The sequence below is a fragment of the Pseudomonas sp. LAIL14HWK12:I7 genome, from assembly GCF_000483465.1.
Classification (GTDB): Bacteria; Pseudomonadota; Gammaproteobacteria; order Pseudomonadales; family Pseudomonadaceae; genus Aquipseudomonas; species Aquipseudomonas kermanshahensis.
Genome location: NZ_AXYZ01000014.1, coordinates 126,060 through 152,120, shown reverse-complemented (window position 1 = coordinate 152,120; position 26,061 = coordinate 126,060). Strand labels below are relative to the sequence as shown.

The window sequence follows — 26,061 nt, the reverse complement described above, 5'->3', positions numbered from 1 at the left end:
CGGATACAAAAATGCCGCAAGGGGCGCCCGTGGGCACCCCTTGCGGCATCAGGCCTTACTGGCAGGCTTCGCAGTCAGGCTCGTCGATCGCACACGCCTTTGGCACAGGTGCCGGGCCGGCGGCCTGAACCGGGGCGCTGTCGCCGCCGCTGGAAACGGCGTTGAGCTTGCCGGTGTTGATGGTCGACTTCTCGGTGCTGGTCGCAGCCAGGGCACGGAGGTAGTAGGTGGTTTTCAGACCACGGTACCAGGCCATGCGGTAGGTCACGTCCAGCTTCTTGCCCGAAGCGCCAGCGATGTACAGGTTCAGCGACTGAGCCTGGTCGATCCACTTCTGGCGACGCGAGGCAGCATCGACGATCCACTTGGTCTCGACTTCGAACGCGGTGGCGTACAGGTCTTTCAGCTCTTGCGGGATACGCTCGATCTGCTGCACCGAACCGTCGTAGTACTTCAGGTCGTTGATCATTACCGAGTCCCACAGGCCGCGGGCTTTCAGGTCGCGAACCAGGTACGGGTTGATCACGGTGAATTCGCCCGACAGGTTCGATTTCACGTACAGGTTCTGGTAGGTCGGCTCGATGGACTGCGACACGCCAGTGATGTTGGCGATGGTCGCGGTCGGCGCGATGGCCATGATGTTCGAGTTACGAATACCTTTTTGTACGCGAGCACGCACCGGCGCCCAGTCCAGGGTCTCGTTCAGGTCGACGTCGATGTACTTCTGGCCACGGGCCTCGATCAGGATCTGTTGCGAATCCAGCGGCAGGATGCCTTTGGACCACAGCGAACCCTGGAAGGTCTCGTAGGCGCCACGCTCGTCGGCCAGGTCGCAGGACGCCTGGATCGCGAAGTAGCTGACCGCTTCCATCGACTTGTCGGCGAACTCGACCGCAGCGTCGGAACCGTAGGCGATGTGCTGCAGGTACAGTGCGTCCTGGAAGCCCATGATGCCCAGGCCAACAGGGCGGTGCTTGAGGTTCGAGTTACGCGCTTGCGGCACCGAGTAGTAGTTGATGTCGATCACGTTGTCGAGCATGCGCACGGCAGTGTTCACGGTGCGTTGCAGTTTGGCGGTGTCCAGCTTGCCATCGACGATGTGGTTCGGCAGGTTGATCGAGCCCAGGTTGCAGACCGCGATCTCGTCCTTGTTGGTGTTCAGGGTGATCTCGGTGCACAGGTTCGAGCTGTGGACCACGCCCACGTGCTGCTGCGGCGAACGCAGGTTGCACGGGTCCTTGAAGGTCAGCCATGGGTGGCCGGTCTCGAACAGCATCGACAGCATCTTGCGCCACAGGTCTTTGGCCTGGATGGTCTTGAACACCTTGATCTTGTTGTACTCGGTCAGGGCTTCGTAGTACTCGTAGCGCTCTTCGAAGGCCTTGCCGGTCAGGTCGTGCAGATCAGGCACTTCCGAGGGCGAGAACAGGGTCCACTTGCCGTCATCGAAGACGCGCTTCATGAACAGGTCAGGGATCCAGTTGGCGGTGTTCATGTCGTGGGTACGACGACGATCATCACCGGTGTTCTTGCGCAGCTCGATGAATTCTTCGATGTCCAGGTGCCAGGTTTCCAGGTAGGCACAGACAGCGCCCTTGCGCTTGCCGCCCTGGTTGACCGCAACGGCGGTGTCGTTGACCACTTTCAGGAAGGGTACGACGCCCTGGGATTTACCGTTGGTGCCCTTGATGTAGGAGCCCAGTGCACGCACAGGGGTCCAGTCGTTGCCCAGGCCACCGGCGAATTTCGACAGCATGGCGTTGTCGTGGATCGCGTGGTAGATGCCCGACAGGTCGTCCGGCACGGTGGTCAGGTAGCAGCTGGACAGCTGCGGGCGCAGGGTACCGGCGTTGAACAGGGTCGGGGTCGAGGCCATGTAGTCGAAGGACGACAACAGGTTGTAGAACTCGATTGCACGGGCTTCTTTTTCTTTCTCTTCCAGCGCCAGGCCCATGGCCACACGCATGAAGAATACCTGTGGCAGCTCGAAGCGCACGCCATCCTTGTGGATGAAGTAGCGGTCGTACAGGGTCTGCAGGCCCAGGTAGGTGAACTGCTGGTCGCGCTCGTGGTTGATCGCCTTGCCCAGTTTTTCCAGGTCGAAGTCGGCCAGGGCCGGGTTCAGCAGCTCGAACTCGATACCTTTGGCGACGTAGGCTGGCAGCGCCTTGGCGTATAGCTCGGCCATCTCGTGGTGGGTAGCGCTGTCGGCAACGCTGAGGAAGCCCAGGCCTTCGGCACGCAGGGTGTCCATCAGCAGGCGGGCGGTGACGAACGAGTAGTTCGGCTCGCGCTCGACCAAGGTACGGGCGGTCATCACCAGGGCAGTGTTGACGTCCTTGATGGCCACGCCGTCGTACAGGTTCTTCAGGGTTTCGCGCTGGATCAGGTCGCCATCGACTTCGGCCAGGCCTTCGCAGGCTTCGCTGATGATGGTGTTCAGGCGCGCCATGTCCAGCGGCGCCAGGCTGCCGTCGGCCAAGGTGATGCGGATGCTTGGGTGCGGCTCGACCACGGCGTCGGTGTTGGCGCGGGTGGCGCGCTCTTTTGCACGCTGGTCGCGGTAGATCACGTAGTCGCGGGCGACTTTCTGCTCACCGGCACGCATCAGGGCCAGTTCGACCTGGTCCTGGATTTCTTCGATGTGGATGGTGCCACCCGATGGCATGCGACGCTTGAACGTGGCAGTGACCTGCTCGGTCAGGCGCGCGACGGTGTCGTGGATACGCGACGAGGCGGCGGCGGTGCCGCCTTCAACTGCGAGGAACGCCTTGGTGATGGCCACGGTGATCTTGTCGTCGGTGTAGGGGACGACAGTGCCGTTGCGCTTGATCACGCGCAGTTGGCCGGGGGCGGTGGCAGCCAGATCCTGGTTGGAATCGGCGGCCTGCGGCACCTGGGCCTGCGGGTTCTCGCGAGTTGTGTCGGTTTGCATGGGTGGGTGTCTCCACAGTTTCTATATTGTACAGGCGCCTTTTGGGCGCCCACCGTTCCGTCCACTTGCTCGATCACCCGTGCGGGGATGCGTCATGCGCGCGCATCCGCCCGCTCGGGCGTACCGACTTCGGGACAGACTCAGGAATAAGGGGCAATAGCTTGCCGCTCCCTGGCCGAAGTCAAAGGTTTTGGGCAGTACCCAAAAGCTGTTGCAGTTCAGTAGTCCGCTGGAGCGGTATGGCTGGTCAAATCACCTGAAGTTCAACCGGAAAATCGAATAATTTGCCGGGTTGACTTTTGTGTGTGATTTTGCACGAACCCCAACATGTAGTGGTTCGCTGCGATCGGGATACAAGATAATGCGGTATCAGGGTCTTTGCAAGGCGAGCGCCTGTGGATAAGTTGTGCGTACTTTGTGGGTATGGCCTGTAGGCCTTGTGCCAAGTGGTTTGCAGTATTTTTCTTCAGCGCGCTGCCCCAAGGCAGAATTTTGAGGGCGCGAACCCTACCACAAAAAACGGTTCAGTCCAGTGGCGAGTGTGGCACTGCAGGTCGGTTGGCAGTGCTCGGGGCGGAACGTAGTATCGGCGATAGAAAAACAACAATTGAAAGGCAAAGGCCATGGACCAACCCACCCCCCGCATCCTCATCGTCGAAGACGACCAGCGCCTGGCCGAGCTCACGGCCGAATACCTCCAGGCCAACGGCTTCGAGGTGGCCGTCGAGGGCGATGGCGGCCGCGCGGTGCGACGCATTGTCGACAGCCAGCCTGACCTGGTGATTCTCGACCTCATGCTCCCCGGTGAAGACGGCCTGAGCATCTGCCGCCGGGTGCGCGGCCAATATGCGGGCCCGATCCTCATGCTCACCGCCCGCAGCGACGAACTCGACCAAGTGCAGGGCTTGGACCTGGGCGCCGACGACTATGTGTGCAAGCCGGTGCGCCCGCGCGTGTTGCTGGCGCGTGTCCAGGCCCTGCTGCGGCGCAGCGAAGCGCCCGAAAGCAAGCGCCTGGACCTGGCCTTCGGCCCGCTGCGCATCGACAACCGCCTGCGCGAAGCGCGGCTGGGCGAGCAACTGATAGACCTGACCGGCGCCGAATTCGACCTGCTCTGGCTGCTGGCCAGCAACGCCGGCCGGGTTTTGTCGCGCGAGCAGATTTTCACCGCCCTGCGCGGTGTCGGCTACGACGGCCAGGACCGCTCCATCGATGTGCGCATTTCCAAGATCCGCCCCAAGATCGGTGACGACCCGATCCACCCACGCCTGATCAAGACCCTGCGCAGCAAGGGTTACCTGTTCGTCGGCGAGGCGCCATGAACAACTCGATCTTTCTGCGCATCTATGGCGGCATGCTCGCCGTGCTGGTGCTGGTGGCGCTGCTCGGGGTACTCAGCCTGCACCTGGTCAACGAAGTGCGCGCCGCCCAGCACCGCGAGGGCCTGGCCCAAGGCACTTTCAGCCTGATGGCCGACAACCTGGCCGTGCAGAACGAAACCGAACGCAAGCGCTCATTGCTGATGTGGGAGCGCCTGCTTGGGGTGCCGTTGGCGCTGCAGCCGATGTCGGCGCGCACCCTTGACGGTGGCCAGCGGGCCCGGTTGTATCGCGGCCTGGTGGTGGTCGAGAAGACCGGCCCGCACGCCGCCCAGGTGCTGCGCAAGGTTGGCCGCGAGGATGTACTGCTGGTGGCCCAGATCAAGCAGGTCAGCGAGCAGTTGGCCCGGGCCACCCTTTACCTGTTGGCGGACGAGCTGGTGCGTTACCCGGTGACCGAGCAGCAGCAGCGCCTTGCGCAACTCAAGCAGAGCAAGGGGTTTGGTTTCGACATCGCCCTGCAACGCCTGGAGCGGGTCGGCCTGGATGACGACCAGCGGCGGCGGGTAGAGGAGGGCGATACCGTCATGGCCCTGGGCAAGGATGGCGATTCGATCCGTGTGTTCTCCGGGCTCTCGGGGTCTCCCTGGGTGCTGGAAATCGGCCCGTTGCATCAGCTCAACCCGTACCCGCCGCAGTTGCTGATCCTTATTGCCTTTCTCGGGCTGTGCCTGATCGGGCTGGTGGTGTATTTGCTGGTGCGCCAGCTGGAGCGGCGTGTGTCGGGCCTGGAGATTGCGGCCACGCGTATTGCCCAGGGCAGCCTGGACACCCGTGTGCCGGCCGGTGACGCCGATTCGGTCGGGCGCCTGGCTGCAGCATTCAATGGCATGGCCGAGCACCTGCAGCGCTCGTTGACCATGCAGCGCGAGCTGGTGCGGGCGGTGTCCCACGAGCTGCGCACACCGGTGGCGCGCCTGCGCTTTGGCCTGGAGATGATCGAGACCGCGAGTACCGACCAAGCCCGCGCCAAGCACCTGGCCGGCATGGATGGCGACATCCAGGACCTGGACAAACTGGTCGACGAGATGCTGACTTACGCCCGCCTTGAGCAAGGTGCGCCGGCGCTGAAATTCCAGCGGGTCGACCTCGATGCCTTGTTTGACCGGGTGATCGAGGAACTGGCGCCGCTGCGGGCCGGCATCAAGGTGGTACGCGGTGCTTGCCAAGGGGCTGAAACCGATGGGGCCTGGGTCGAGGCCGAGCCGCGCTACCTGCACCGGGCGCTGCAGAACCTGGTGAGCAACGCCATGCGCCATGCCGAGGGCGAAGTTCGGCTGAGTTACCAACTGGGGCAGCAACGCTGCAGGGTCGATGTGGAAGATGACGGGCCAGGCATCCCGGAGGGCGTCTGGGACCGCATCTTCACGCCTTTCACCCGGCTCGACGACAGCCGCACCCGGGCTTCTGGTGGGCATGGGTTGGGCCTGTCGATCGTTCGGCGGATCATCTACTGGCACGCTGGCAGGGCCACGGTAGGGCGCAGCGAGGCGCTGGGCGGCGCCTGCTTCAGCCTCAACTGGCCGCGTGCACAGGCGCCCCAGTAAAGGTCAGACGCTGATCAGGCTCAGCAGGTGGCCGTCCTGAAGGCAGAACTGGCCCTGCAGTTCACTGCCGCGTTGCCATTCGGGTGACAGGTCGGTGAGCAAGCGCAGGCGGGCCAAACCCTCGGTGGACCACTCCAGCACTTCGGCGTGCTCGAAATAGAAACGCTGGCGAGTCAGCGGGTAGAGGGTCTTGAACAGGCTTTCTTTGAGCGAAAAGGTCAGCGTCACTGTCAGGCCGAGCTGGCGGCGGTCCAGGCGCTCACGTTCGGCGGGGGTGAGGATTTCCGCCATCAGGCGCTCGGCACGTTCGTCATCGAGCAGCGACTCCTGATCCAGGCCCAGCCCGCGGCAGCTGCCTTGGCCCGCGACAACGGCGGCGGCCCATCCCTTGCCATGGGTGATCGAGCCGTGGATACCGGCCGGCCAGATGGGCGAGCGGTCTTCATGGGTGCCCGGCACAAAGTCGCGGCCATCCAGGCGTTGCAAGGCGGCGCGGGCGCAGACACGGCCGGCCAGGTACTCGGCCTGGCGCTTGGCCACCGAGCGTTGCAGGCTGGCGCTTTGTGCAATGCCGGCACGCTGGAAGTCGTCGGCAGCCAGGTGGGCCGGGTCGAAGGCACAGCTGACCAACACTGCACCCGGCAACGGGCGGGGCAGGGGCCAGTGGTGCTGAAGTGGGGAGCAGCAGGTGGGAAGTGTGTTCATGGGGGCTATTGTGCCAGCCGCGACGGCTGTGTGGGAGCGGCCTTGCGTCGCGATGGGCCGCAAAGCGGCCCCGGCGATCGTTACTTGAACACGTTCTTGAAGAAGGCCTGCATATCCGCCCATGAGCTTTCATCGGCTGCCTTGTTGTAACCAATGTCCGGCCCACCATGCTCGCCATGGCTCAAACGGTCGGCGTCCGGGTTGGTGAAGCCATGCTTGGCCCCGGGGATGCTGACGAATTTGTAGTTGACCTTGGCCGCGTCCATTTCCGCCTTGAACGCATCGACCTGTTGTTCGGTGACCATGCTGTCCGCCGCGCCGTGCTCGACCAGTATGTCGGCCCTGACCACGCCCGGCTTGGCTGGCGTCTGGGTGGCCAGCGCGCCATGGAAACTCACCACGCCATCGAGCTTTTCTCCCCGGCGCGCCGCATCGAGCACCACCTTGCCACCGAAGCAGTAACCCACTGCGCCCAGTTGGTGCTTGTTGACGTTCGGCTGCTTTTTCAGCAACTCCAGGCCAGCGTCGAAGCGCGCGGCCGCGGCAGCCGGGTCTTTCATCGCTTCGGCCATGAACGCCTGAGCATCCTGCGGATGCTCGGTGTGCTTGCCATCGCCGTACATGTCTATCGCCAGCGCTTTGTAGCCCAAGGCTGCCAGGTCGCGGGCGCGGCGCTTGGCGTAGTCGTTCAGGCCCCACCACTCATGCACCACCACGATGCCCGGGCGTTTGTCGTCCAGTGCATCGTCATAGGCGTAGTAGCCGACATAGCGCTTGCCATCGTCGTCCTGGTAGGGGATCTCGCGGGTCACTACCGCCGCCTGGGCGAGGGCGGTGCTGCACATCAAGGTCAGGGCCAGCAGGGCGCGCATGTTTACTACTCCTTGTCTTGCAGACAGTTCGTTCAGCCCTGGTTCAGCCAGGGTTCAGTCACGGTTCAGGGTGCCCTCCTTACTCTAGCTTCCAGACAGAAACAGCGCATCCAACTGGAGTACGAAGCCATGAAAACCTTCAACACCTTGCTCGCCGCCATGGCCGTCTGCGCCGCAGGCATTACCACCGCCCAGGCCGCCGATGAAAACTTCGCCAGCCTGACCTACGGCCAGACCAGCGATAAAGTCCGCAAGTCGGGCCTGTTGCAACGCAACACCGACAACCTGAACGCCGACGGCATCATCGGCAAGGACGACACCTGGGGCGTGCGCGTGGGTAAGATCAACGACCAGGGTCGCTACTACATGACCTACGATAACGTCTCGGGCGACCACAGCGGCCTCAAGTTGCGCCAGGAAAACCTGCTGGGCAGCTATGACCTGTTCCTGCCGGTGGGCGATACCACCAAACTGTTCGGCGGCGGCAGCCTGGGCATGACCAAGCTGACCCAGGATTCCCCAGGTGCCAGCCGTGATACCGACTATGGCTACGCGGTGGGCCTGCAGGCAGGTGTGATCCAGGAGATCACCGACAAGGCATCGGTGGAGATGGGCTACCGTTACCTGCGCACCAATGCTGCAACCGAGGTGGGCGCCAGCGGCGGGCCGAAAGACGGCACCCTGCGCCTGACCAGCAGTGCACAAACTTATCTGTCGGCGAACTACAAGTTCTGAGGTAGTTGTTATCCTGCACTGGCCTCTTCGCAGCGCAAGGCTGCTCCTACATCGGGCAACCACTGTGCCTGTAGGAGCAGCCTTGCGCTGCGAAGAGGCCGGCACAGGCCATATAAACAAGGAGCAGCACATGAAACTGCTGGTGGTCGAGGACGAAGCGCTGCTTCGCCATCACCTCTACACCCGCCTGGGCGAAAGCGGCCACGTGGTCCAGGCTGTCGCCGATGCTGAAGAGGCCCTTTACCAGGCCGAGCAGTACCACTTCGACCTGGCCGTGATCGACCTGGGGCTGCCGGGCATGAGCGGCCTGGAACTGATCGGCCGCCTGCGCAGCCAGAACAAGACCTTCCCCATTCTCATCCTCACCGCCCGTGGCAACTGGCAGGACAAGGTCGAAGGCCTGGCCGCCGGTGCCGACGATTACCTGGTCAAACCCTTCCAGTTCGAAGAACTCGAAGCGCGCCTCAACGCGCTGCTGCGCCGCTCCAGCGGGTTCACCCAGTCGACCATCGCCGCAGGCCCGCTGCTGCTCGACCTCAACCGCAAGCAGGCGACCCTGGACGATCAGCCCCTGGCCCTGACCGCCTACGAATACCGCATCCTCGAATACCTCATGCGCCACCACCAGCAGGTGGTGGCCAAGGACCGCCTGATGGAGCAACTCTACCCAGGCGATGAAGAACGTGACCCCAATGTGATCGAGGTGCTGGTAGGGCGCCTGCGCCGCAAGCTGGAAGGTGATAACGGCTTCAAACCGATCGACACAGTGCGCGGCCTGGGTTACCTGTTTACCGAGCGCTGCCGATGATCCGTTCCCTGCGGGTGCGCCTGATGTTGGCGGCCGCAGTGCTGGCGCTGCTGTTCATGCTGGCGCTGCTGCCTGCCTTGCAGAAGGCGTTCAGCCTTGCCCTGCAGGAATCCATCGAGCAACGCCTGGCCTCGGACGTGACCACGCTGATCTCCGCCGCCCGCATCGAGCACGGCCAATTGCAGATGCCGACACTGCTGCCGGACGAACGCTATAACCTGCCCTACACCGGCCTGCTCGGCTATATCTTCGACCGCGACGGCAACCTGGTGTGGCAGTCGCGGGCCACTGCAGACCAGAACATCAACTACCGCCCCCGCTATGACGGCCGTGGCAACGAATTCGCCCGCATCCATCAAGGCGATGGCGAAGAGTTCTTCGTCTATGACGTCGAGATCAAGCTGCTCGGCGGCCAGAGCGCGGCCTACAGCATCGTTGCGCTGCAACCGGTGCGCGAGTACCAGCACACCCTCGATGGCCTGCGCGAAAAGCTCTACCTGGGGTTTGGCGCAGCCTTGCTGGCGCTGCTGGTGCTGTTGTGGGCTGGCCTGACCTGGGGCCTGCGTTCGCTGCGGCGGCTGAGCCGCGAGCTGGACGAGGTCGAGGCCGGCGCGCGTGACGGGTTGAGCCGCGAGCACCCCCGTGAGCTGCTGCGCCTGACCGGTTCGTTGAACCGCCTGCTGCACAGCGAGCGCGAACAACGTCAGCGCTACCGTGACTCCCTGGATGACTTGGCGCACAGCCTGAAGACACCGCTGGCGGTGTTGCAAGGGGTGGGCGAGAGCTTGCGCCAGCGCAGCGGTGAGCGCGAGCAGGCGCGCGTGCTGCAAAGCCAGATCGAGCGCATGAGCCAGCAGATCGACTACCAACTGCAGCGCGCCAGCCTGCGCAAGAGCGGCCTGGTGCGTCACAGCGTGCAACTCAAGCCCTTGCTCGACAGCTTGTGCAGCACCTTGGCCAAGGTCTACCGCGACAAGCAGGTCAGCGTCGCGCTGGACATACCCGAGGCCGCGCAGCTGCCGATGGAGCAGGGCGCGCTGCTGGAACTGCTCGGCAACCTGCTGGAAAACGCCTACCGGTTGAGCCTGGGGCACGTACGGGTGAGCCTGGAAGAAACCCCAGGCCAACTGACGCTGTGCATCGAAGACGATGGGCCAGGGGTGCCGGCCGATCAGCGCGAGCGCATTCTGGAGCGCGGCGAGCGGCTGGACAGCCAGCACCCGGGGCAGGGCATCGGGCTGGCGGTGGTCAAAGACATCGTCGACAGCTATGACGCCGGCTTGAGCCTGGGTGATTCGCCGCTGGGTGGCGCGGCGTTCCGGATCACCTTCACGCTGGATTGATCGGCAGTACCCGCCCTTTCACAGGCATGCACATGCTTGAAAGCAGTGCTCCCCTGTGGGAGCGGGTTCACCCGCGAAAGGGCCATACCGCCATACACTATGGGCGGATTCCCGCCATCACCCCTTGTACAAATCCCGCCAACGGGCGGAAATCCGCCAGCCTTCCTCAGCTTTTTCGCCCTGTCGTTGGGCACTTGTCCCTAGCAATCTCGGCCTTTGCACCCTTCGTGGGCATTTTGGCATTGCCCTTGCTATTGATCCTGGCAGAGGCCTGCCCAGGCAGCTCGAACACAACGACAAATCCCTCCATGTGCAGGAGGGTTAGCGATTCAGGTGCCCCATCACCCTGGGAAGGGTGAACCGGCACACTTGAGGAAATTAGCCATGACGACACGTCAGCCGCTGTACAAATCCCTGTATGTCCAGGTGTTGGTCGCCATCACCATCGGCATCCTGCTCGGCCACTTCTATCCCGAAACCGGCGTTGCCCTCAAACCCCTGGGTGACGGGTTCGTCAAACTGATCAAAATGGTCATCGCCCCGATCATCTTCTGCACCGTGGTCAGCGGCATCGCTGGCATGCAGAGCATGAAGTCGGTAGGCAAGACCGGCGGCTACGCGCTCCTGTACTTTGAAATCGTCTCCACCATCGCCCTGATCATCGGCCTCGTCGTCGTCAACGTGGTCAAGCCAGGCGCTGGCATGCACATCGACGTCACCACCCTGAACGCCAGCAGCGTGGCCGCTTATGCCGCCGCCGGCGCGCAGCAGACCACCGTTGGCTTCCTGCTCAACATCATCCCCAACACTGTGGTCGGTGCCTTCGCCAACGGCGATATCCTGCAAGTGCTGATGTTCTCGGTGATCTTCGGCTTCGCCCTGCACCGCCTGGGCAGCTACGGCAAGCCGGTGCTCGACCTGATCGACCGCTTCGCCCATGTCATGTTCAACATCATCAACATGATCATGAAGCTGGCCCCGGTCGGTGCCTTCGGTGCCATGGCCTTCACCATCGGCCAGTACGGCGTGGGTTCGCTGGTGCAGTTGGGCTACCTGATGGCCTGCTTCTACGTGACCTGCCTGCTGTTCGTCCTGGTGGTCCTCGGCGGTATCTGCCGCGCTCACGGCTTCAGCGTCCTCAAGCTGATCCGCTACATCCGCGAAGAGCTGATGATCGTGCTGGGCACGTCTTCTTCTGAGTCCGCGCTGCCACGTATGCTGGCGAAGATGGAGCGCCTGGGTGCGAAGAAATCGGTAGTTGGCCTGGTCATCCCGACGGGCTACTCGTTCAACCTGGACGGCACCTCGATCTACCTGACCATGGCCGCCGTGTTCATCGCCCAGGCGACTGACACCACCATGGACATCACCCACCAGATCACCCTGCTGCTGGTACTGTTGGTGGCGTCCAAAGGCGCTGCTGGCGTGACCGGTTCGGGCTTCATCGTGCTGGCAGCCACCCTGTCGGCGGTTGGCCACCTGCCGGTTGCTGGCCTGGCGCTGATCCTGGGCATCGACCGCTTCATGTCCGAAGCCCGTGCCTTGACCAACCTGGTCGGTAACGCCGTTGCCACCGTGGTCGTGGCCAAGTGGGTCAATGAAATGGACAACGACAAGCTGGCTTCGGAGCTGGCATCTGGCGGCGCACCGCTGGAAGACACCCGTCCGACCGACGACCTGGGCGTGGCTGAAGGCCCGGCGCGCTGATCGCGGTTAGGCAATGAAAAAGGCGACCTTCGGGTCGCCTTTTTTGTGCACGCTCGGATCAATGATCCAACACGACTTCCAGCACGCGGATCAGCGCCGGCTGCGGATAATGCCAGCGCACCTGCACATCCCAGAACTTGACCCCATACACCCGCTCCGGTGGTGGCACCTGATACGCCGGCCGCGGGTCTTGCCCGAGGCACTGCTCGATCAGCTCCACCAGTGGCTCGCCCAGGCGCAGCGCATGCGCGTGGGCCTGAGGCAGGGCATCGTCGTGCCATTGCACGGCAATGGCGGCGGGCGCTTCGCTGGCCATCTGGTTACTGGCACCGGCAATGCTGTCGGCATAGGGTACGTAAGGCTTGATATCCAGCACCGGGGTGCCATCGAGCAGGTCGATCCCGGACAGCAGCAGGCGCCCAGGCTCCACGCCTTCCAGGCGTACCACCGACTGGCCAATACCATTGGGCCTGTGGGTGGCACGGGTGGCGAACACGCCCATGCTCTTGTTGCCGCCCAGGCGCGGTGGGCGCACTTTCAGGCGTGGCTTGTCTTCCAGGGCCTGGTGGAACAGAAACAACAGCCAGACATGGCTGACCTGCTCCAGGCCCGCCACGGCATCACCCTGGTCGAACGGCGGCAGCAGCTCCAGCACGCCACGCGCCGCGGGTGCCAGGTGGGGCTGGCGCGGGATGGCGAACTTTTCCTTGAAGCAGGAGCGGACGATGCCGATCGGTGAAACCGTATGCTGCATGGCCACTTAGCCGCGCACGCGCAGGGTCAGGCCCTTGAGGAAGTTGCGCAGCAACTGGTCGCCGCAGGGCCGGTAGTTGTCATGGCCGACCTTGCGGAACAGCGCGCTGAGTTCGGGTTTGGAGACCGGGAAGTTGACCGACTTGAGTATCGCGTGCAGGTCTTCTTCCTTGAGCTCGAACGCCACGCGCAGCTTTTTCAGAATGGTGTTGTTGGTCACCGGCAGCTCGACCGGCTGTTGCGGGCGGCTGTCGTCCTTGCCGCGGCGATGAATCACCAGGCCATCCAGAAAGTGCGCCATCACCGGGTCGGGGCAGCGCACGAAGCCGGGCTCTTCCTCTTTCTTGAGGTAGCTGGCCAGGGTCTCGGCGCTGACCTCCAGGCCCGACAGCTTGATGATGCCGACCATTTTGGCGTCGTTGATCTTGAGCATGTAGCGCAGGCTGCGCAGTACATCGTTGTGGTTCATTTGGCTGAAATCCTGTTCTGAGCCGTGCCATCCGGCGCGGCGGTATTGCTTAGAAACGTTCGCTGGTAGCCATGTAGCGCCACTGTCCCAGTGGCAGCTTGCCCATGGACACACCGCCCAGGCGAATGCGGCGCATGCTGATTATCTGCAGGCGCAGGCTGGCGCACAGTTCGGAAATCTGCCCCGGCTGCGGGTTTTTCAAGGCCAGGCGCAGGTGGGTTTCGTTCTGCCAGCTGGCTTTGGCCTTGGGTAACTCCCGGTCATTGCGCATCACACCACGGGCCAGGCGCTCCAGCGCCTGCGGGGTGGCTTCGCCGCTGACTTCGATGATGTATTCCTGCTCCAGGCGACGCAGGTCGGCGTCGATCTTGCGCGCTACGCGCCAATCCTGGGTGAAAATCTGCAGGCCGCTGGCGCCACGCTCGAGGGGGGCAATGCAGGACAGCTTGGTGAAGTGCCCATGCAGCGGCCGAACACCTTCACGGTGCGCCTCGCTGAGGGTGTCCATAGTCATGCTGATACGGGCCGACTCGGTGTCCAGGCCGGCAGGCTGGTTGAGCAGGAGGGTCACGGGTTCGAGATTTTCGGCACGCGCACCGGGCAGCAGCTCGACGTGTTGGCCGTCGACCTTGAACTGCGGCTGCTCGACCACCACGCCATCGACCGTGACCCAGCCGCCTTCGATGTACAGCTCGGCTTCGCGGCGGGAACAGCCGAATTGCTCGATAAGGCGTTTGGACAGGCGGACGGGCTCAGACATGACGGCGATTCGCAAAGGCAGGGAAAGGCCGCCATTGTACCTGCCTGGGCGGTCGAGGGGCTGGGAATCTGTGTCATTTACGCCGTTTTGGCGAGACAACACGGCAGAAGCGTCAGGCCCCTGCGCGGATCAGCCGCAGGTGCAGCAAAGGGTAGGGCTGCCCCAGCCCATCGGTCTGCGAACGGCCAACTACCTCAAAACCTTCGTGCAGGTAGAACCCCAGCGCCTGCGGGTTCTGCTCATTGACATCCAGACGTTCGGCATTCAGTTCATCGATGGCGTAATGCAGCAGCCGTTTACCAATGCCCTTGCCACGGCATGAGGGCGCGACGAACAGCATGTCCACCCGCCCATTGGCCACGCCGGCAAAGCCCTGGATGCGTTGCTGTGAGTCCTTGCAGCAAATCAGCATCACCGCATCGAGGTAGCGGTGCAGCACATGTTCGCGCAGCAGCAGGATATAGGCATCAGGCAGGAAATCGTGGGTCGCGCGCACTGAGTCTTCCCAAACCTGGGTCAGCTCGGGGTAGTCGCGCAGATGGGGGGTATGCAGCGTCGAAACCTGGCGCATCCGTGTATTCCTCCTGGGCACTGAGGAAAACGATAGATGCAAATGCAAAGGTCGGCGTCAGATCAGCCTAACCATTCCACTGGAGCAGCCTTGTGCTGCGAAGAGGCCAGTGGCAACGCCGTAAATCTTCGCTGCTAGCACCGGCCTCTTCGCAGCACAAGGCTGCTCCTACCGGGAGTGCGCATGACCGGAGGGTATGGGCGGACGTGGCAACACAAGGGGCGCAATGCGCCCCCGGTATTTCAGCGCTTTGCGTTGATCAGACAGGCTCTGCCCACATGTCGTACTCGTCGGCATCCACCACCCGGCAACGCACTTTGTCGCCGGGTTTGAAGCCATGGTCGCCATCGATGAACACGCTGCCGTCGATCTCTGGCGCATCGAAGAAGCTGCGGCCTACCGAACCTTGCTCCTCGACTTCGTCGATCAGCACTTCGATCTCTTTGCCGATGCGCAGCTGCAGGCGCGCGCTGCTGATGGCTTGCTGATGCGCCATGAAGCGGTCCCAGCGGTCCTGCTTGACGTCATCCGGCACTTCGTCCAGGCCCAGGTCGTTGGCCGGGGCGCCTTCGACAGGCGAGTACTGGAAGCAGCCGACGCGGTCGAGCTGGGCTTCGGTCAGCCAGTCGAGCAGGTACTGGAAGTCTTCTTCGGTTTCGCCAGGGAAGCCGACGATGAAGGTCGAACGGATCACCAGCTCAGGGCACTGCTCGCGCCAGTTCTTGATGCGCGCCAGGGTACGGTCTTCGAAGGCCGGGCGCTTCATCGACTTGAGCACTTTCGGGCTGGCGTGCTGGAACGGGATATCCAGATACGGCAGGATCTTGCCGGCGGCCATCAGTGGGATCACGTCGTCTACGTTCGGGTACGGGTACACATAATGCAGGCGGACCCAGGCGCCCAGGCTGCTCAGCGCTTCGCACAGCTCGAGCATGCGGGTCTTGACCGGGCGGCCGTTCCAGAAGTCGGTCTTGTACTTCACGTCGACGCCATAGGCGCTGGTGTCCTGGGAAATCACCAGGATCTCCTTGACGCCCGCCTTGACCAGGCGCTCGGCCTCGCTCAACACTTCACCCACCGGGCGGCTGACCAGTTTGCCGCGCATCGACGGGATGATGCAGAAGCTGCAGCTGTGGTTGCAGCCTTCGGAAATCTTCAGGTAGGCGTAGTGACGCGGGGTCAGCTTGACGCCTTGAGGCGGCACCAGGTCGATCAGCGGGTTGTGGTCCTGGCGTGGCGGCACCACTTCGTGCACGGCGTTGACCACTTGTTCGTACTGCTGCGGGCCGGTAACCGACAACACACTCGGGTGCACATCACGGATGCTGCCTTCCTCGACACCCATGCAACCGGTGACGATGACCTTGCCGTTTTCCTTGATCGCTTCGCCGATCACTTCCAGCGACTCGGCCTTGGCGCTGTCGATGAAGCCGCAGGTGTTGACCACCACCACGTCGGCGTCCTCGTAGGTGGGCACGACTTCATAACCTTCCATGCGCAGCTGGGTCAGAATGCGCTCGGAATCGACCAGGGCTTTTGGGCAACCCAGGCTTACGAAACCTACCTTAGGAGTGGCGGGAGTGGTGGACATGACTAACCTCGGTATTGAATACAGGTCGCCCGACCGGAAACGGGGGCGATCTTGACGGGCGCTTTTTGGCGCCTCTGATCAAAAAGTGCGCAATTCTAGCGAGCGCAAGGTCGCTTGACTAGCAGAAATACGACGAACGCTGTGTTGCGCGGCGGCCCGGCACTGCCTATATCGTCAGTCGCTCTGTGCCGCGCCATTAATCACTTGTTAAGGCTTATTGAAGTCTTATAATCCGCTTATGGGGAACGGGGCGGATATGAACACCATCGAGGAGGTCAAAAAGCGCGATGAACACACCTACTAACGTGCAGATTATCAACGGCGCGGATGGCCGCCCTGCGTTCGTCGTCCTGCCATACGCCGACTACATTGCCAGTCGTCCCCAAGAAGACCTGGTCCCGAATGAAGTCGTGGGGTACATGGTGAAAGAGGGCCTGACTGCCATAGCTGCGTGGCGCAGGCATCTGGACCTGACACAGGCAGAAGTTGCGCAACGGCTGGGCATTTCTCAGTCTGCCTATGCCCAGCAAGAGGCCGCAGAGCGTCCGCGCAAGGCTACTCGCGAGAAGATTGCCGCAGCGCTGGGCATTCCTATGCAGTCGCTGGACCTTTAGCCCTAACACTCCAGGCGAGCCCATCAGCGCCACAGGAAGAAATACGACGAACGCTGCGCTATGCTTCGCGCCGTTGCGTCCGGGTATCTGCCATGCCCTGGCGTGGGGGTGAATTCTATCGGCCGAGAGGGCCGTCTGCGGGAGTGGTCGATGGTTCAGGCAAGCAGTCATGCCGAAGGCGGGCACGAGGGGAAGCAGGGTGCGACGCGGTCGCTGGGCCTGCTCGTGGCGGCGGTCGGGGTGGTCTATGGCGATATCGGCACCAGCCCGCTGTATACGCTCAAAGAAGTCTTTACCGGTGGCTATGGCGTGCCGGTCAACCATGACGGTGTGCTGGGGATCCTGTCGCTGATCCTCTGGTCGCTGCTGTGGGTGGTGTCGTTCAAATACGTGATGTTCATCCTGCGTGCCGACAACCAGGGCGAGGGCGGCACCATGGCGCTTACCGCGCTGGCGCGGCGGGCCACGGCGGCCCATCCGCGGCTGCGTACGCTGATGGTCATCTGCGGGCTGATCGGCGCTTCGCTGTTCTATGGCGACAGCATGATCACCCCGGCGGTGTCGGTCCTGTCGGCGGTCGAGGGCATGGGCCTGGCTTTCGACGGCATCGATCACTGGGTGGTGCCCATCTCGCTGGTGGTGCTGGTTGCGCTGTTCCTGGTGCAAAAGCATGGCACCGACAAGATCGGCAAGCTGTTTGGCCCGATCATGGTGGCCTGGTTCGTGGTGCTGGGGGCCTTGGGGGTGCATGGCATCTCGCAAAGCCCTGAAGTGCTCAGGGCATTCAACCCCGGTTGGGCGGTGAACTTCTTCATTGTTCACCCCGGCATGGGCGTGGCCATTCTTGGTGCCGTGGTGCTGGCGCTGACCGGTGCCGAGGCGCTGTACGCCGACATGGGCCACTTCGGCCGCAAGCCGATTGCCCGCGCCTGGTTCGCCCTGGTGCTGCCGGCGCTGGTGCTCAACTACTTTGGCCAGGGTGCAATACTGCTGCAAAACCCGGAGGCGGCGCGCAACCCCTTCTACCTGCTGGCACCGTCCTGGGCGTTGCTGCCGCTGGTGGGGTTGGCGACCATGGCCACGGTGATCGCCTCGCAAGCCGTGATTTCCGGGGCCTTCTCCCTGACGCGCCAAGCCATCCAGCTGGGCTACATACCGCGCATGCAGATCCAGCACACGTCCAGCGATGAACAGGGGCAGATCTACATCGGTGCGGTGAACTGGACGTTGATGGTCGGTGTGGTGTTGCTGGTCATCGGTTTTGAATCGTCCGGCGCCCTGGCCGCGGCCTATGGTGTGGCGGTCACCGGCACCATGCTGATGACCACCATCTTGGTGTCGTCGGTGATGCTGCTGTTGTGGAAATGGCCGCCGGTGCTGGCAGTGCCGATTCTGCTGGGCTTTTTGTTCGTGGACGGGCTGTTCTTCGCCGCCAACGTGCCGAAGATCGTGCAGGGCGGGGCCTTCCCGGTGTTGGCGGGCGGCGTGTTGTTCCTGTTGATGAGCACCTGGAAGCGCGGCAAGCAGATTCTTGTCGAGCGCATCGATGAAGGCGCGCTGCCGCTGCCGGTGTTCATCAGCAGCATCCGCATCCAGCCGCCGCACCGGGTTGAAGGGACGGCGGTGTTCCTGACGGCGCGCCCCGACGCCGTGCCCCATGCGCTGCTGCACAACATGTTGCACAACCAGGTGCTGCACAGCCAGGTGGTGCTGCTGACGGTGGTCAGCGAGGACCAGCCACGGGTACCGGAGCAGGAGCGTTTCGAGGTGGAGGCCTATGGCGACGGGTTCTTCCGCGTGCTGTTGCACTTTGGCTTCATGGACGAGCCGGACGTGCCAGCGGCGTTGAAGCTGTGCCACCTGGAAGACCTGGATTTCAGCCCGATGCGCACGACGTACTTCCTTAGCCGCGAAACCGTCATTGCGTCGCGGCTGGAGGGCATGTCGCGCTGGCGCGGGAACCTGTTTGCGTTTCTGCTGAAGAACGCCAACGGCAATCTGCGCTTCTTCAATCTACCGTTGAACCGGGTGATCGAGCTGGGGACCCAGGTCGAGATCTGAGCCAGGTCGGGCTGCTGGAATTGCGCAGCCCGTTCTGCCCTCATCGCCGGCAAGCCGACTCCCACAGGTTCAACAGCGCCCTCAAGCGCTGCACACTTCCTGTGGGAGCAACTGTCTTGTGGTGCTTGTTCCGGGCTCTTCGCAGGCAAGCCCGCTCCCACAGGTGCGGCGCTAGACTTGGAGGCTACAGAGTTCGGGTGGGAGCCGGCTTGCCGGCGATTGGGCCGCATGGCGGCCCCTTTCTATCAGTTCTGCTCCGCCACGCTCGACTTGCCCTGGCGCGTCTCGATCTCGCCGATCAGGCGCTTGGCCAGCGCGGGGTAGTTCTCATCGAAGTGGTGCCCCCCCGGTAGCTTCAGTCGCTCACCGACGGCCGTCTTGTCGGTGCAGCCGCTTTCGTCGGTCTCTTCCACGCCGTAGACGCACACCACTTTGGACGCTGGCAGCTTGGCCATTTCTGGGCCGGTTGGCGCCTCCTGGCCTTCTTTGCCCAGCCAGCCCTCGACCTCGATCTCGAAGCTGCCGCTGCGGGCGAAGGCCAGCAGCATCACCGCGTCGATGCGTTGCTGGTCTTCGGCCGGCAGGCGGTTGTAGATGGCGGGCAGCACGTCAGCGCCAAACGAATAGCCGGTCAATACAAAGCGCTTGGTACCCCATTTCTGACGATAGTGCTGCATCAGTTCCGACAGGTCAGCGGCGCTCTGTTCCGGGGTCTTGTGTTGCCAGTAATAGCGCAGGGTGTCGATACCGACCACCGGGTAGCCCAGCTTGGCCATTTCCCCGGCCACGTCCCGGTCCAGGTCGCGCCAGCCACCATCCCCGGACAGGAACAGGGTGACGGTGTCGGTGGTTTGCCCAGCCGGCACCTCGACCACCGGGATGGCCAGGGCGTTGCCGTCATGCCCGACCAAGGCTTGGGTCAGCTGCGATTTGAGTACCTGGGGCAAGTGGATGTCGTAGTCGCTGATGCTGGTTTCGGCGTTGGCCTGGTCGCGCACGAAGGCCGCGCTGGCGTCATCTGGGTTGTCGTTCCAGGCGACGTTCCAGTGGCCGTGGGCCGCCGACTTGGGCAGCGTGGCCTGGCAGCCGGGTTGCTCCAGGGTGAAGTCGACGGAAATGGCCCGCGCCTTGTCGTCAGTCTGTGCGGCCAGCCAGCGCCAGGCTTGTGCCGCACCCGGGCCGATGCCGGCTACCAGGGTCGGTTTCTCGGCGAGCTGGGTCACTGCCAGGTCCAGCGCTTGCTGCTGCTTGCTGCAGTCGCTAGGCGGCAGGATCACCTGCACCAGCTGGGCTTCCCCGGCCTGGCTCAGGTCCAGCAACTGCTTGTCGGTCAGGGCCTGGTCCTGGGGGACGCCGATGGCGACCCGGGCTTTGGCGTGCACGCCAGGGGTGACACGGGTGATGTGGGTGTCATTCAGGGTCAATTGCTCAAGGCGCGCCTCGGGGGCCGGGCGCGTCCATAGCCAGAAGGCCGCGGCCCCGCCAAGGGCGGCCAGCAGCAGTGCAATCACCAGGTACAGCCAATAGCGTCGGATCATCAGCGTTTCACCAATCCAGTCAGGCCGCCAGCAATCAGGGCGGCAGTGTCGGCCAGTGCCACCAGCGGGTCGAGCCCTGCTGGCACAGCCATGTAACGGGGTTCCCAGTCCGGTTGGAACTTGTCCTTGAAGCGTCGAAGCCCCTGGAAGTTGTAGAGCTGTTCGCCGCGGCGGAACACCATTGAGCCCAGGCGTTGGGTCAACGGCGCGCCACGCCTTGGCTGCAACCCGGAAAGCGGGACCATACCCAGGCTGAAACGGCCGTAGTCATGGCTTTTGTAGTGCAGGATCAGGCCGATCATCATGAATTCCATGGTCAGCTTCGGCGCTTCTGGGTGGGCCCGCATCAGGTCGAGGCTGGCCAGCTCGTTGCTGTGGGTTTCCAGCAGGTTGGCAAACGCCACGGGCCGGCCCTGGAAGCGAATCAGGGCAATCCGGAAATGCTGCAGGTACTCGGGGCTGAAGCGCCCGAGCGAGAAGCCTTTCTCGCGCACGTTCTTGCCGCTGAGCCAGGCATCGGAGATTTCCTTGAGCTCTGCCAGTGGGGCGTGACCGGGCTCATGGATCTCCAGGCTAAGGCCGTCACGGCCGCCACGGTTCCAGGTGTAGCGCAGGTCCTTCATCTCCTTGCCCTTGGCGTCGAGGTCGAAACGGCGCAGGTCGACCCGGGCTTCCTCGCCCAGCTTGAGAGCGGTCAGGCCAATGTCCATATAGAAGGGCAGGTTCTCTGCGCGCACCTGATAGAACACCGGCCGGGCGTGGTGCAGGTCGCACAGGTCACGGAACTGCCAGATCATCTCGGCGCGCTCCTGTGCGGGGCCGATCGGGTCATACAGGGCCACCAGGCTGCGACCGCGACGGGCATACATCAGGAAGGCGTTGTCGCGTGGGTGGAACAGCAAGGCCTTGTCCCCCGTCAGCGCCAGGCCGCCATCGGGCTGGTCGGACGCCAGCAGAATGCGGTTGGCGCGTTGCAGCTCTTCGTCATCGGGCAGGTGGATGACCGGCGGTGCGGTGCGCAGCAGCCAGGTCAGGGCCACGGCCACCAGCAGCACGGCGCTGCCCATGGCTGCCCGCAGGCCGCGCGGGGCATCGGCATCCAAGGTGAACTGCCACCACAGCTGGTGGCTGTAGGGCACATCCTGGTAGGCAAACAGCAGCAGCCACACCGAAGCACCCACCACGCAGGCGCTGGCCACCAGGAATACCGGCGAGAAGGGCAGCTCCAGCAAGCGGCTGGGGCGGTAGAAGGAGCGGCGGAACAGGGCAAGCAGGGCGGCGGTGAACGTGAGCAGGCACGCTTCTTCCCAGTCAAAGCCTTTGAGCAGCGACAGCAAGGCACCGACCAGCAGCAATGTGGTGGTCAGCAGCCAGGCCGCCGACAGGCGCCGGCGCAGCCCTTGGGCCAACAGCAGGCAGAGCACGCCGATCAGGCTGGCGCCGAAGTGCGAGGCATCGATCAGGCGATGGGGCACCAGAAATCCCATGTGCTCCAGGCGCGTGTCGATCTCCGGCGTGGCACCGGAGAACAGCAGCACGACGCCGGACAGGAACACCAGGATCGACAGCACCGGCGCGGCCAGCCCTGAAGCCACCTTGATCGCCTGTTGCGCGAACAGCAGGCGCCGTGCCTCGTTGGCCAACAACAGCACGCAGGCCAGCAGCAGCGGCAATACCACGTAGATCAGGCGATACAGCAACAAGGCTGCTGCCAGTGGCGCGGCGCCCAACTGGTCGGCAAAGGCTGCCAGCAAGATCGCCTCGAACACCCCGACACCGCCGGGTACATGGCTGAGCACGCCAGCGGCCAAGGCCAGCAGGTACACCAGGATGAACGCGCCAAAGGGCGGTGCTTCGGGCAGCAGCAGGTACAGCACGGTGGCTGCGGCGGCCACGTCCAAGGCAGTGATCAGCAATTGCAGTGCAGCCAGGCGGGCACCCGGCAGGCGCAGCGTGCGGCGGCCCAGTTGCACCAACAGGTTATCGGCCACGGGTTGTTCGGCCAGGCGCCTGCGATAGAGCCCGATCACCAACACTGCAAACAGCACCAGTACAGCAGCTGCGATACCCGCCAACAGGCTCGGCGAAAGGCCCAGCGCCGTGGAGGCGGCGGGTAGATCGCTCAAGGTCGCCAAGGCAGCCAGGGGCGGCAACGCACACCCCAGCGACAGGCTGGCAAAAACGGTCATCCGCGCGACTTCGGCAGCCCCAAGGCCCCGGCGTGCATACAGGCGGTAGCGTACCGAACCACCCGACAGCATCGACAGGCCGATGGCGTTACCGATGGCGAAGGCGCTGAAGCCGCCCAGGACCAGGCTGCTCGCGGGCAGTTTCACGCCGGCATAGCGGCTGGCCGACCATTCGTACCCCAGCAGGATCACGAACCCGACGACCGTCGCCAGCAACGCACCGAGCAACGACTGCGTCGGCACGCTGAGCATGGCATCGTGCAGTGCATAGATGTCCAGCTCGCTCAGCAGGTGGCGGCAGGCAACCAGCGCCATGGCGAACAGCACCAGCGTCACCGCCAGGCCAATGGGCTGACGATAGCGGCTCAAGCGCTCGATCATGGGCAGGCGCTGCGCAGCAGTCGGTAGCGCCGATGCGAGGGGCACCGGAGGTTCAGGGTTGTGGGAAGTCATCGATTGGTACCCCGAGCCGGCAGCGCGAGGTAGGGGAGAGGTGCGGCCAAGTGAAAGTCCCTTAGGAAAACGTATCCAATAGTACTCCGTGCACAGGCGCTTTCAGCGTTCTGGCCGGGTTAAAGATAGTTCATCCTGAGAGGGGTATCTCAAGCCTGAGGGGCAGGCGAGTGGCAGCTTGGTGCCGTGGCGGTGGAAACCGTGGGGCCATAAAACAACAAACCCCGCGCTGCTGTTACACAGGCGGGGTTTGTTCTGACGAATATGGTTGCGGGAGCCGGATTTGAACCGACGACCTTCGGGTTATGAGCCCGACGAGCTACCAGACTGCTCCATCCCGCGTCAGAGGTGCGCATTCTACAGCTTGTTGAATCTGTGTAAAGCGTTAATTGTTGATTTCTCAACCTTTTTTCTTCTGGATCATTTTCGATGCAAAGAAAAAGGCCACTGCGTTAACAGTGGCCTTCTCTTTGTTTGGTTGCGGGAGCCGGATTTGAACCGACGACCTTCGGGTTATGAGCCCGACGAGCTACCAGACTGCTCCATCCCGCGTCTGTGGGGCGGATTCTACAGTTTATTGACAGTGTGTCAAGCGTTAGCTCTTGATTTATCGTCAATTTTCCACAATGACTTTTTCGAAGCCAAAGAAAAAGGCCACTGCGTTAACAGTGGCCTTTTCTCGAATCTGGTTGCGGGAGCCGGATTTGAACCGACGACCTTCGGGTTATGAGCCCGACGAGCTACCAGGCTGCTCCATCCCGCGCCTGTGAGATCGAATTCTACGGATTTCCCGCCCTATGTCAAGCATTATTCCAAGAAAACCCTTTTTCGTTCAAACCCTTAGCGTTTGAGCAAGGCGCGCGGGGCAGGCGCGCCGGGCCTTGCAGGCCAATTGTCGAGGGATGCGCCGTGCAGGCTGTTGCGCCAGAGGGGCCATGCGATACTATCTGTATGAATCTACAGTACTGACGGTCATCCATGTCCTTGCGCAAGATCATCCATGTCGACTGCGATTGCTTCTACGCCGCGATCGAGATGCGTGATGACCCGCGCCTGGCCGGTCGGCCCATGGCGGTCGGTGGGTCGGCCGACCACCGCGGGGTCATCGCCACCTGCAACTATGAAGCCCGTGCCTATGGCGTGCGCTCGGCCATGTCCTCGCGCCATGCGCTCAAGCTGTGCCCTGACTTGTTGATCGTCAAACCCCGTTTTGAAGCCTATCGCGAGGCATCGCGTGAGATTCACGCCATTTTTCGCGATTACACCGAGCTGATCGAACCCTTGTCGCTGGATGAAGCCTACCTGGATGTCAGCGACAGCCAATGGTACGCCGGTAGCGCGACACGGATTGCCGAGGACATTCGCCGGCGCGTCGCCCGTACCCTGCATATCACGGTGTCGGCGGGTGTCGCCCCCAACAAGTTCCTGGCCAAGATCGCCAGTGACTGGCGTAAGCCCAATGGCCTGTTCGTCATCACTCCGGGGGAGGTCGAGGCGTTTGTCGCGGCCTTGCCCGTCGCCCGGTTGCACGGGGTGGGCAAGGTCACGGCGGACAAGCTGGCGCGCTTGGGTATCGATACCTGCCTGGACCTGCGCGAGTGGTCCCGCCTGGCCCTGGTGCGTGAGTTCGGCAGTTTTGGTGAGCGGCTTTGGGGGCTGGCGCGGGGGGTTGATGAGCGTGCTGTGCACAATGACAGCCGCAGGCAATCGGTCAGCGTGGAAAATACCTACGATACCGATCTGCCGGACCTGGCCAGTTGCCTGGAGCGTCTTCCCGCGTTGCTCGACAGCCTTAATGAACGCATTGCCCGCATGGACAGCAGCTACCGGCCGGACAAGCCTTTCGTGAAGGTCAAGTTCCATGACTTCAGCCAGACGACGATGGAGCAGGCGGGGGCAGGCAGGGACCTGGAAAGTTACCGGCAATTAATGAAGAAGGCCTTCGCGCGGGGTGACAAGCCGGTGCGCTTGTTGGGGGTCGGGGTAAGGTTGCGGGATTTGCGCGGTGCGCATGAGCAACTGGAGCTGTTCCCACCTAAATGAACAAGGGCCGCTAAGCGGCCCCTTTCATTTATTGCACGCCTGGGTCAGCTACCAGCCGCCCGGTGGCCTTGGTCAGGGATTGCAGGAATTCCTGCTGCAGTTCCGGATCGTTGCGCGTCAGCTCGATCAGGCTCTGCTCCATTTCACTGGCTTCCTCTTCCAGGCCCAGTTCGGACAGGCGTTTGACCCTGTGCACCCACTGGCTGACATCATCGTCTTCCAGGTCGTCGAAGATCAGCTCGTGCGCTTCAAGCAGCTTGTTGCGCAGCGTGGCGCTGACCAGCAGGCTGGCGTCACCGCGCACCGCATTGTCCTCATCGACCACCTGCAGGTGCAGGGTGCCAATGTGGTTGAGGTTTTGCTCGGAGAACGGGCTGTCGAGCAGGTTCAGGCGCAGCACGCCGTTTCTGTCGGTGGTCAGCTCGTGGGTGAGTTTGCCGGCCTTGACTTCGACCAGGCGCTCGCTCCAGGGCAGGCTGGTGGACTCCTCGCGCTGGTCCTTCTGCACTTCGCTGATCCCGGCAAGGTTCTGCTGGGCGCGACCGTTGGACTGCACGTTCATGAACGGGTTAAGCCCCGCCACGCCGTAGCTGAGCCAGTCGTGGGTCACGCTTTCAGGCAGGTTGCCCAAGGCGAACACGTTGACCACGTTGGCACCCACGCCCGCTACGACAGCCACCGCACCCAGTGGGATCTCGTAGATCTCCCGCCAAGGCTGGTAGGGCGTGTAGCGGTCGTAGCGCCGGGTAACTTCGAACTCGGTGACTTCGAAGCGCTTCAGCTCATGCACGCGCACACGTCGTTGCGGCAGCTCCATCACCTTCGGCTCGCCGACATCGATCTGCAGACTGTGTTCGAGCAGTTTTCGCTCGACGCGCTCCTCGTGCTCGCTGCGCTGGGACATCTGGTTGGCGCAGCCGCTGATGAGCAGGGCGCCGCACAGTGCGGCGCCCCCCAGGGGAAAGGTACTTCGCTTGGACATGATCAC

At 63.0% G+C, this 26,061-nt stretch carries 20 protein-coding genes and 3 tRNA genes; 9 read left to right on the top strand and 14 right to left on the bottom strand.

Annotated features, from left to right (window positions below; genetic code table 11):
* Window positions 1-55: 55 nt before the first annotated feature.
* The gene (locus D886_RS0114965; RefSeq protein WP_027594697.1) at window positions 56-2,935 is read right to left on the bottom strand and encodes a ribonucleoside-diphosphate reductase subunit alpha; all 2,880 of its coding nucleotides are present in this window, start codon (window positions 2,933-2,935) and stop codon (window positions 56-58) included.
* A gap of 623 nt (window positions 2,936-3,558) precedes the next feature.
* On the opposite strand from D886_RS0114965, the gene D886_RS0114960 reads away from it, so the two are divergent.
* Together D886_RS0114960 and D886_RS0114955 are read left to right on the top strand one after the other, a co-directional pair.
* Window positions 3,559-4,257 (top strand): response regulator transcription factor, encoded by a 699-nt coding sequence (locus tag D886_RS0114960; RefSeq protein ID WP_027594696.1) that lies wholly within the window; start codon window positions 3,559-3,561, stop codon window positions 4,255-4,257.
* Complete coding sequence (locus D886_RS0114955; protein ID WP_027594695.1) at window positions 4,254-5,861, top strand: ATP-binding protein; 1,608 nt, start codon at window positions 4,254-4,256, stop codon at window positions 5,859-5,861. The genes D886_RS0114960 and D886_RS0114955 overlap by 4 nt, the downstream gene beginning before the upstream one ends.
* A 3-nt stretch (window positions 5,862-5,864) precedes the next feature.
* On the opposite strand, the gene D886_RS0114950 is transcribed toward D886_RS0114955, so the two are convergent.
* Together D886_RS0114950 and D886_RS0114945 are read right to left on the bottom strand one after the other, a co-directional pair.
* Entirely contained in the window at window positions 5,865-6,566 is a 702-nt protein-coding gene (locus D886_RS0114950; protein ID WP_027594694.1) for a 4'-phosphopantetheinyl transferase, read from the bottom strand.
* Window positions 6,567-6,646: 80 nt separating this feature from the next.
* Window positions 6,647-7,438 (bottom strand): dienelactone hydrolase family protein, encoded by a 792-nt coding sequence (locus tag D886_RS0114945; protein ID WP_027594693.1) that lies wholly within the window; start codon window positions 7,436-7,438, stop codon window positions 6,647-6,649.
* A 129-nt stretch (window positions 7,439-7,567) separates the two neighbouring features.
* On the opposite strand from D886_RS0114945, the gene D886_RS0114940 reads away from it, so the two are divergent.
* The 4 genes from D886_RS0114940 to D886_RS0114925 all read left to right on the top strand — a co-directional run bounded on the left by D886_RS0114940 (window position 7,568) and on the right by D886_RS0114925 (window position 12,031).
* Entirely contained in the window at window positions 7,568-8,173 is a 606-nt protein-coding gene (locus D886_RS0114940; protein ID WP_027594692.1) for an outer membrane beta-barrel protein, read from the top strand.
* 130 nt (window positions 8,174-8,303) lie between these two features.
* On the top strand, window positions 8,304-8,981 hold the full coding sequence (locus D886_RS0114935; protein ID WP_027594691.1) for a response regulator: 678 nt from the start codon (window positions 8,304-8,306) through the stop codon (window positions 8,979-8,981).
* Window positions 8,978-10,324, top strand: a complete 1,347-nt coding sequence (locus D886_RS0114930) for an ATP-binding protein (protein ID WP_027594690.1) — start codon at window positions 8,978-8,980, stop codon at window positions 10,322-10,324. The genes D886_RS0114935 and D886_RS0114930 overlap by 4 nt, the downstream gene beginning before the upstream one ends.
* A gap of 384 nt (window positions 10,325-10,708) precedes the next feature.
* Window positions 10,709-12,031: a dicarboxylate/amino acid:cation symporter gene (locus tag D886_RS0114925; protein WP_027594689.1), complete on the top strand. Its 1,323-nt coding sequence runs from the start codon at window positions 10,709-10,711 to the stop codon at window positions 12,029-12,031.
* Window positions 12,032-12,089: 58 nt separating this feature from the next.
* Here the strand turns inward: D886_RS0114925 and tsaA are convergent, their stop codons facing one another.
* From tsaA to rimO, 5 genes are all read right to left on the bottom strand, one after another.
* Window positions 12,090-12,785 (bottom strand): tRNA (N6-threonylcarbamoyladenosine(37)-N6)-methyltransferase TrmO, encoded by a 696-nt coding sequence (gene tsaA, locus D886_RS0114920; RefSeq protein ID WP_027594688.1) that lies wholly within the window; start codon window positions 12,783-12,785, stop codon window positions 12,090-12,092.
* Window positions 12,786-12,791: 6 nt separating this feature from the next.
* A complete protein-coding gene (locus tag D886_RS0114915) occupies window positions 12,792-13,253 on the bottom strand; it encodes a DUF1456 family protein (protein WP_027594687.1) in 462 nt (153 codons plus the stop codon).
* Between the two features lie 49 nt (window positions 13,254-13,302).
* Window positions 13,303-14,013, bottom strand: coding sequence for an rRNA pseudouridine synthase (locus D886_RS0114910; RefSeq protein ID WP_027594686.1), 711 nt, complete (start codon window positions 14,011-14,013; stop codon window positions 13,303-13,305).
* 112 nt (window positions 14,014-14,125) lie between these two features.
* Window positions 14,126-14,584: a GNAT family N-acetyltransferase gene (locus D886_RS0114905; RefSeq protein ID WP_027594685.1), complete on the bottom strand. Its 459-nt coding sequence runs from the start codon at window positions 14,582-14,584 to the stop codon at window positions 14,126-14,128.
* 259 nt (window positions 14,585-14,843) lie between these two features.
* Entirely contained in the window at window positions 14,844-16,175 is a 1,332-nt protein-coding gene (rimO, locus tag D886_RS0114900; RefSeq protein WP_027594684.1) for a 30S ribosomal protein S12 methylthiotransferase RimO, read from the bottom strand.
* 287 nt (window positions 16,176-16,462) lie between these two features.
* Between rimO and D886_RS0114895 the strand changes: the two genes are divergently transcribed.
* Window positions 16,463-16,789, top strand: coding sequence for a helix-turn-helix domain-containing protein (locus D886_RS0114895; protein WP_027594683.1), 327 nt, complete (start codon window positions 16,463-16,465; stop codon window positions 16,787-16,789).
* 150 nt (window positions 16,790-16,939) lie between these two features.
* A complete protein-coding gene (locus tag D886_RS0114890) occupies window positions 16,940-18,850 on the top strand; it encodes a potassium transporter Kup (protein WP_027594682.1) in 1,911 nt (636 codons plus the stop codon).
* A gap of 245 nt (window positions 18,851-19,095) precedes the next feature.
* On the opposite strand, the gene D886_RS0114885 is transcribed toward D886_RS0114890, so the two are convergent.
* From D886_RS0114885 to D886_RS0114865, 5 genes are all read right to left on the bottom strand, one after another.
* Window positions 19,096-20,388 carry a virulence factor family protein gene (locus tag D886_RS0114885; protein ID WP_027594681.1) on the bottom strand — a complete coding sequence of 431 codons (1,293 nt, stop codon included), beginning with the start codon at window positions 20,386-20,388 and terminating at the stop codon, window positions 19,096-19,098.
* Window positions 20,388-23,030 carry a bifunctional lysylphosphatidylglycerol flippase/synthetase MprF gene (gene mprF, locus D886_RS0114880; protein WP_027594680.1) on the bottom strand — a complete coding sequence of 881 codons (2,643 nt, stop codon included), beginning with the start codon at window positions 23,028-23,030 and terminating at the stop codon, window positions 20,388-20,390. The genes D886_RS0114885 and mprF overlap by 1 nt, the downstream gene beginning before the upstream one ends.
* A gap of 265 nt (window positions 23,031-23,295) precedes the next feature.
* Window positions 23,296-23,372, bottom strand: a tRNA-Met gene (locus D886_RS0114875).
* A 133-nt stretch (window positions 23,373-23,505) separates the two neighbouring features.
* Window positions 23,506-23,582 (bottom strand) — tRNA-Met (locus tag D886_RS0114870).
* Window positions 23,583-23,716: 134 nt separating this feature from the next.
* Window positions 23,717-23,793 (bottom strand) — tRNA-Met (locus tag D886_RS0114865).
* A 221-nt stretch (window positions 23,794-24,014) separates the two neighbouring features.
* Here D886_RS0114865 and dinB point away from each other — a divergent pair.
* Window positions 24,015-25,073, top strand: coding sequence for a DNA polymerase IV (gene dinB / locus D886_RS0114860; RefSeq protein WP_177323896.1), 1,059 nt, complete (start codon window positions 24,015-24,017; stop codon window positions 25,071-25,073).
* Between the two features lie 28 nt (window positions 25,074-25,101).
* On the opposite strand, the gene D886_RS0114855 is transcribed toward dinB, so the two are convergent.
* On the bottom strand, window positions 25,102-26,055 hold the full coding sequence (locus tag D886_RS0114855; protein WP_027594678.1) for a hypothetical protein: 954 nt from the start codon (window positions 26,053-26,055) through the stop codon (window positions 25,102-25,104).
* Window positions 26,056-26,061: the final 6 nt, after the last annotated feature.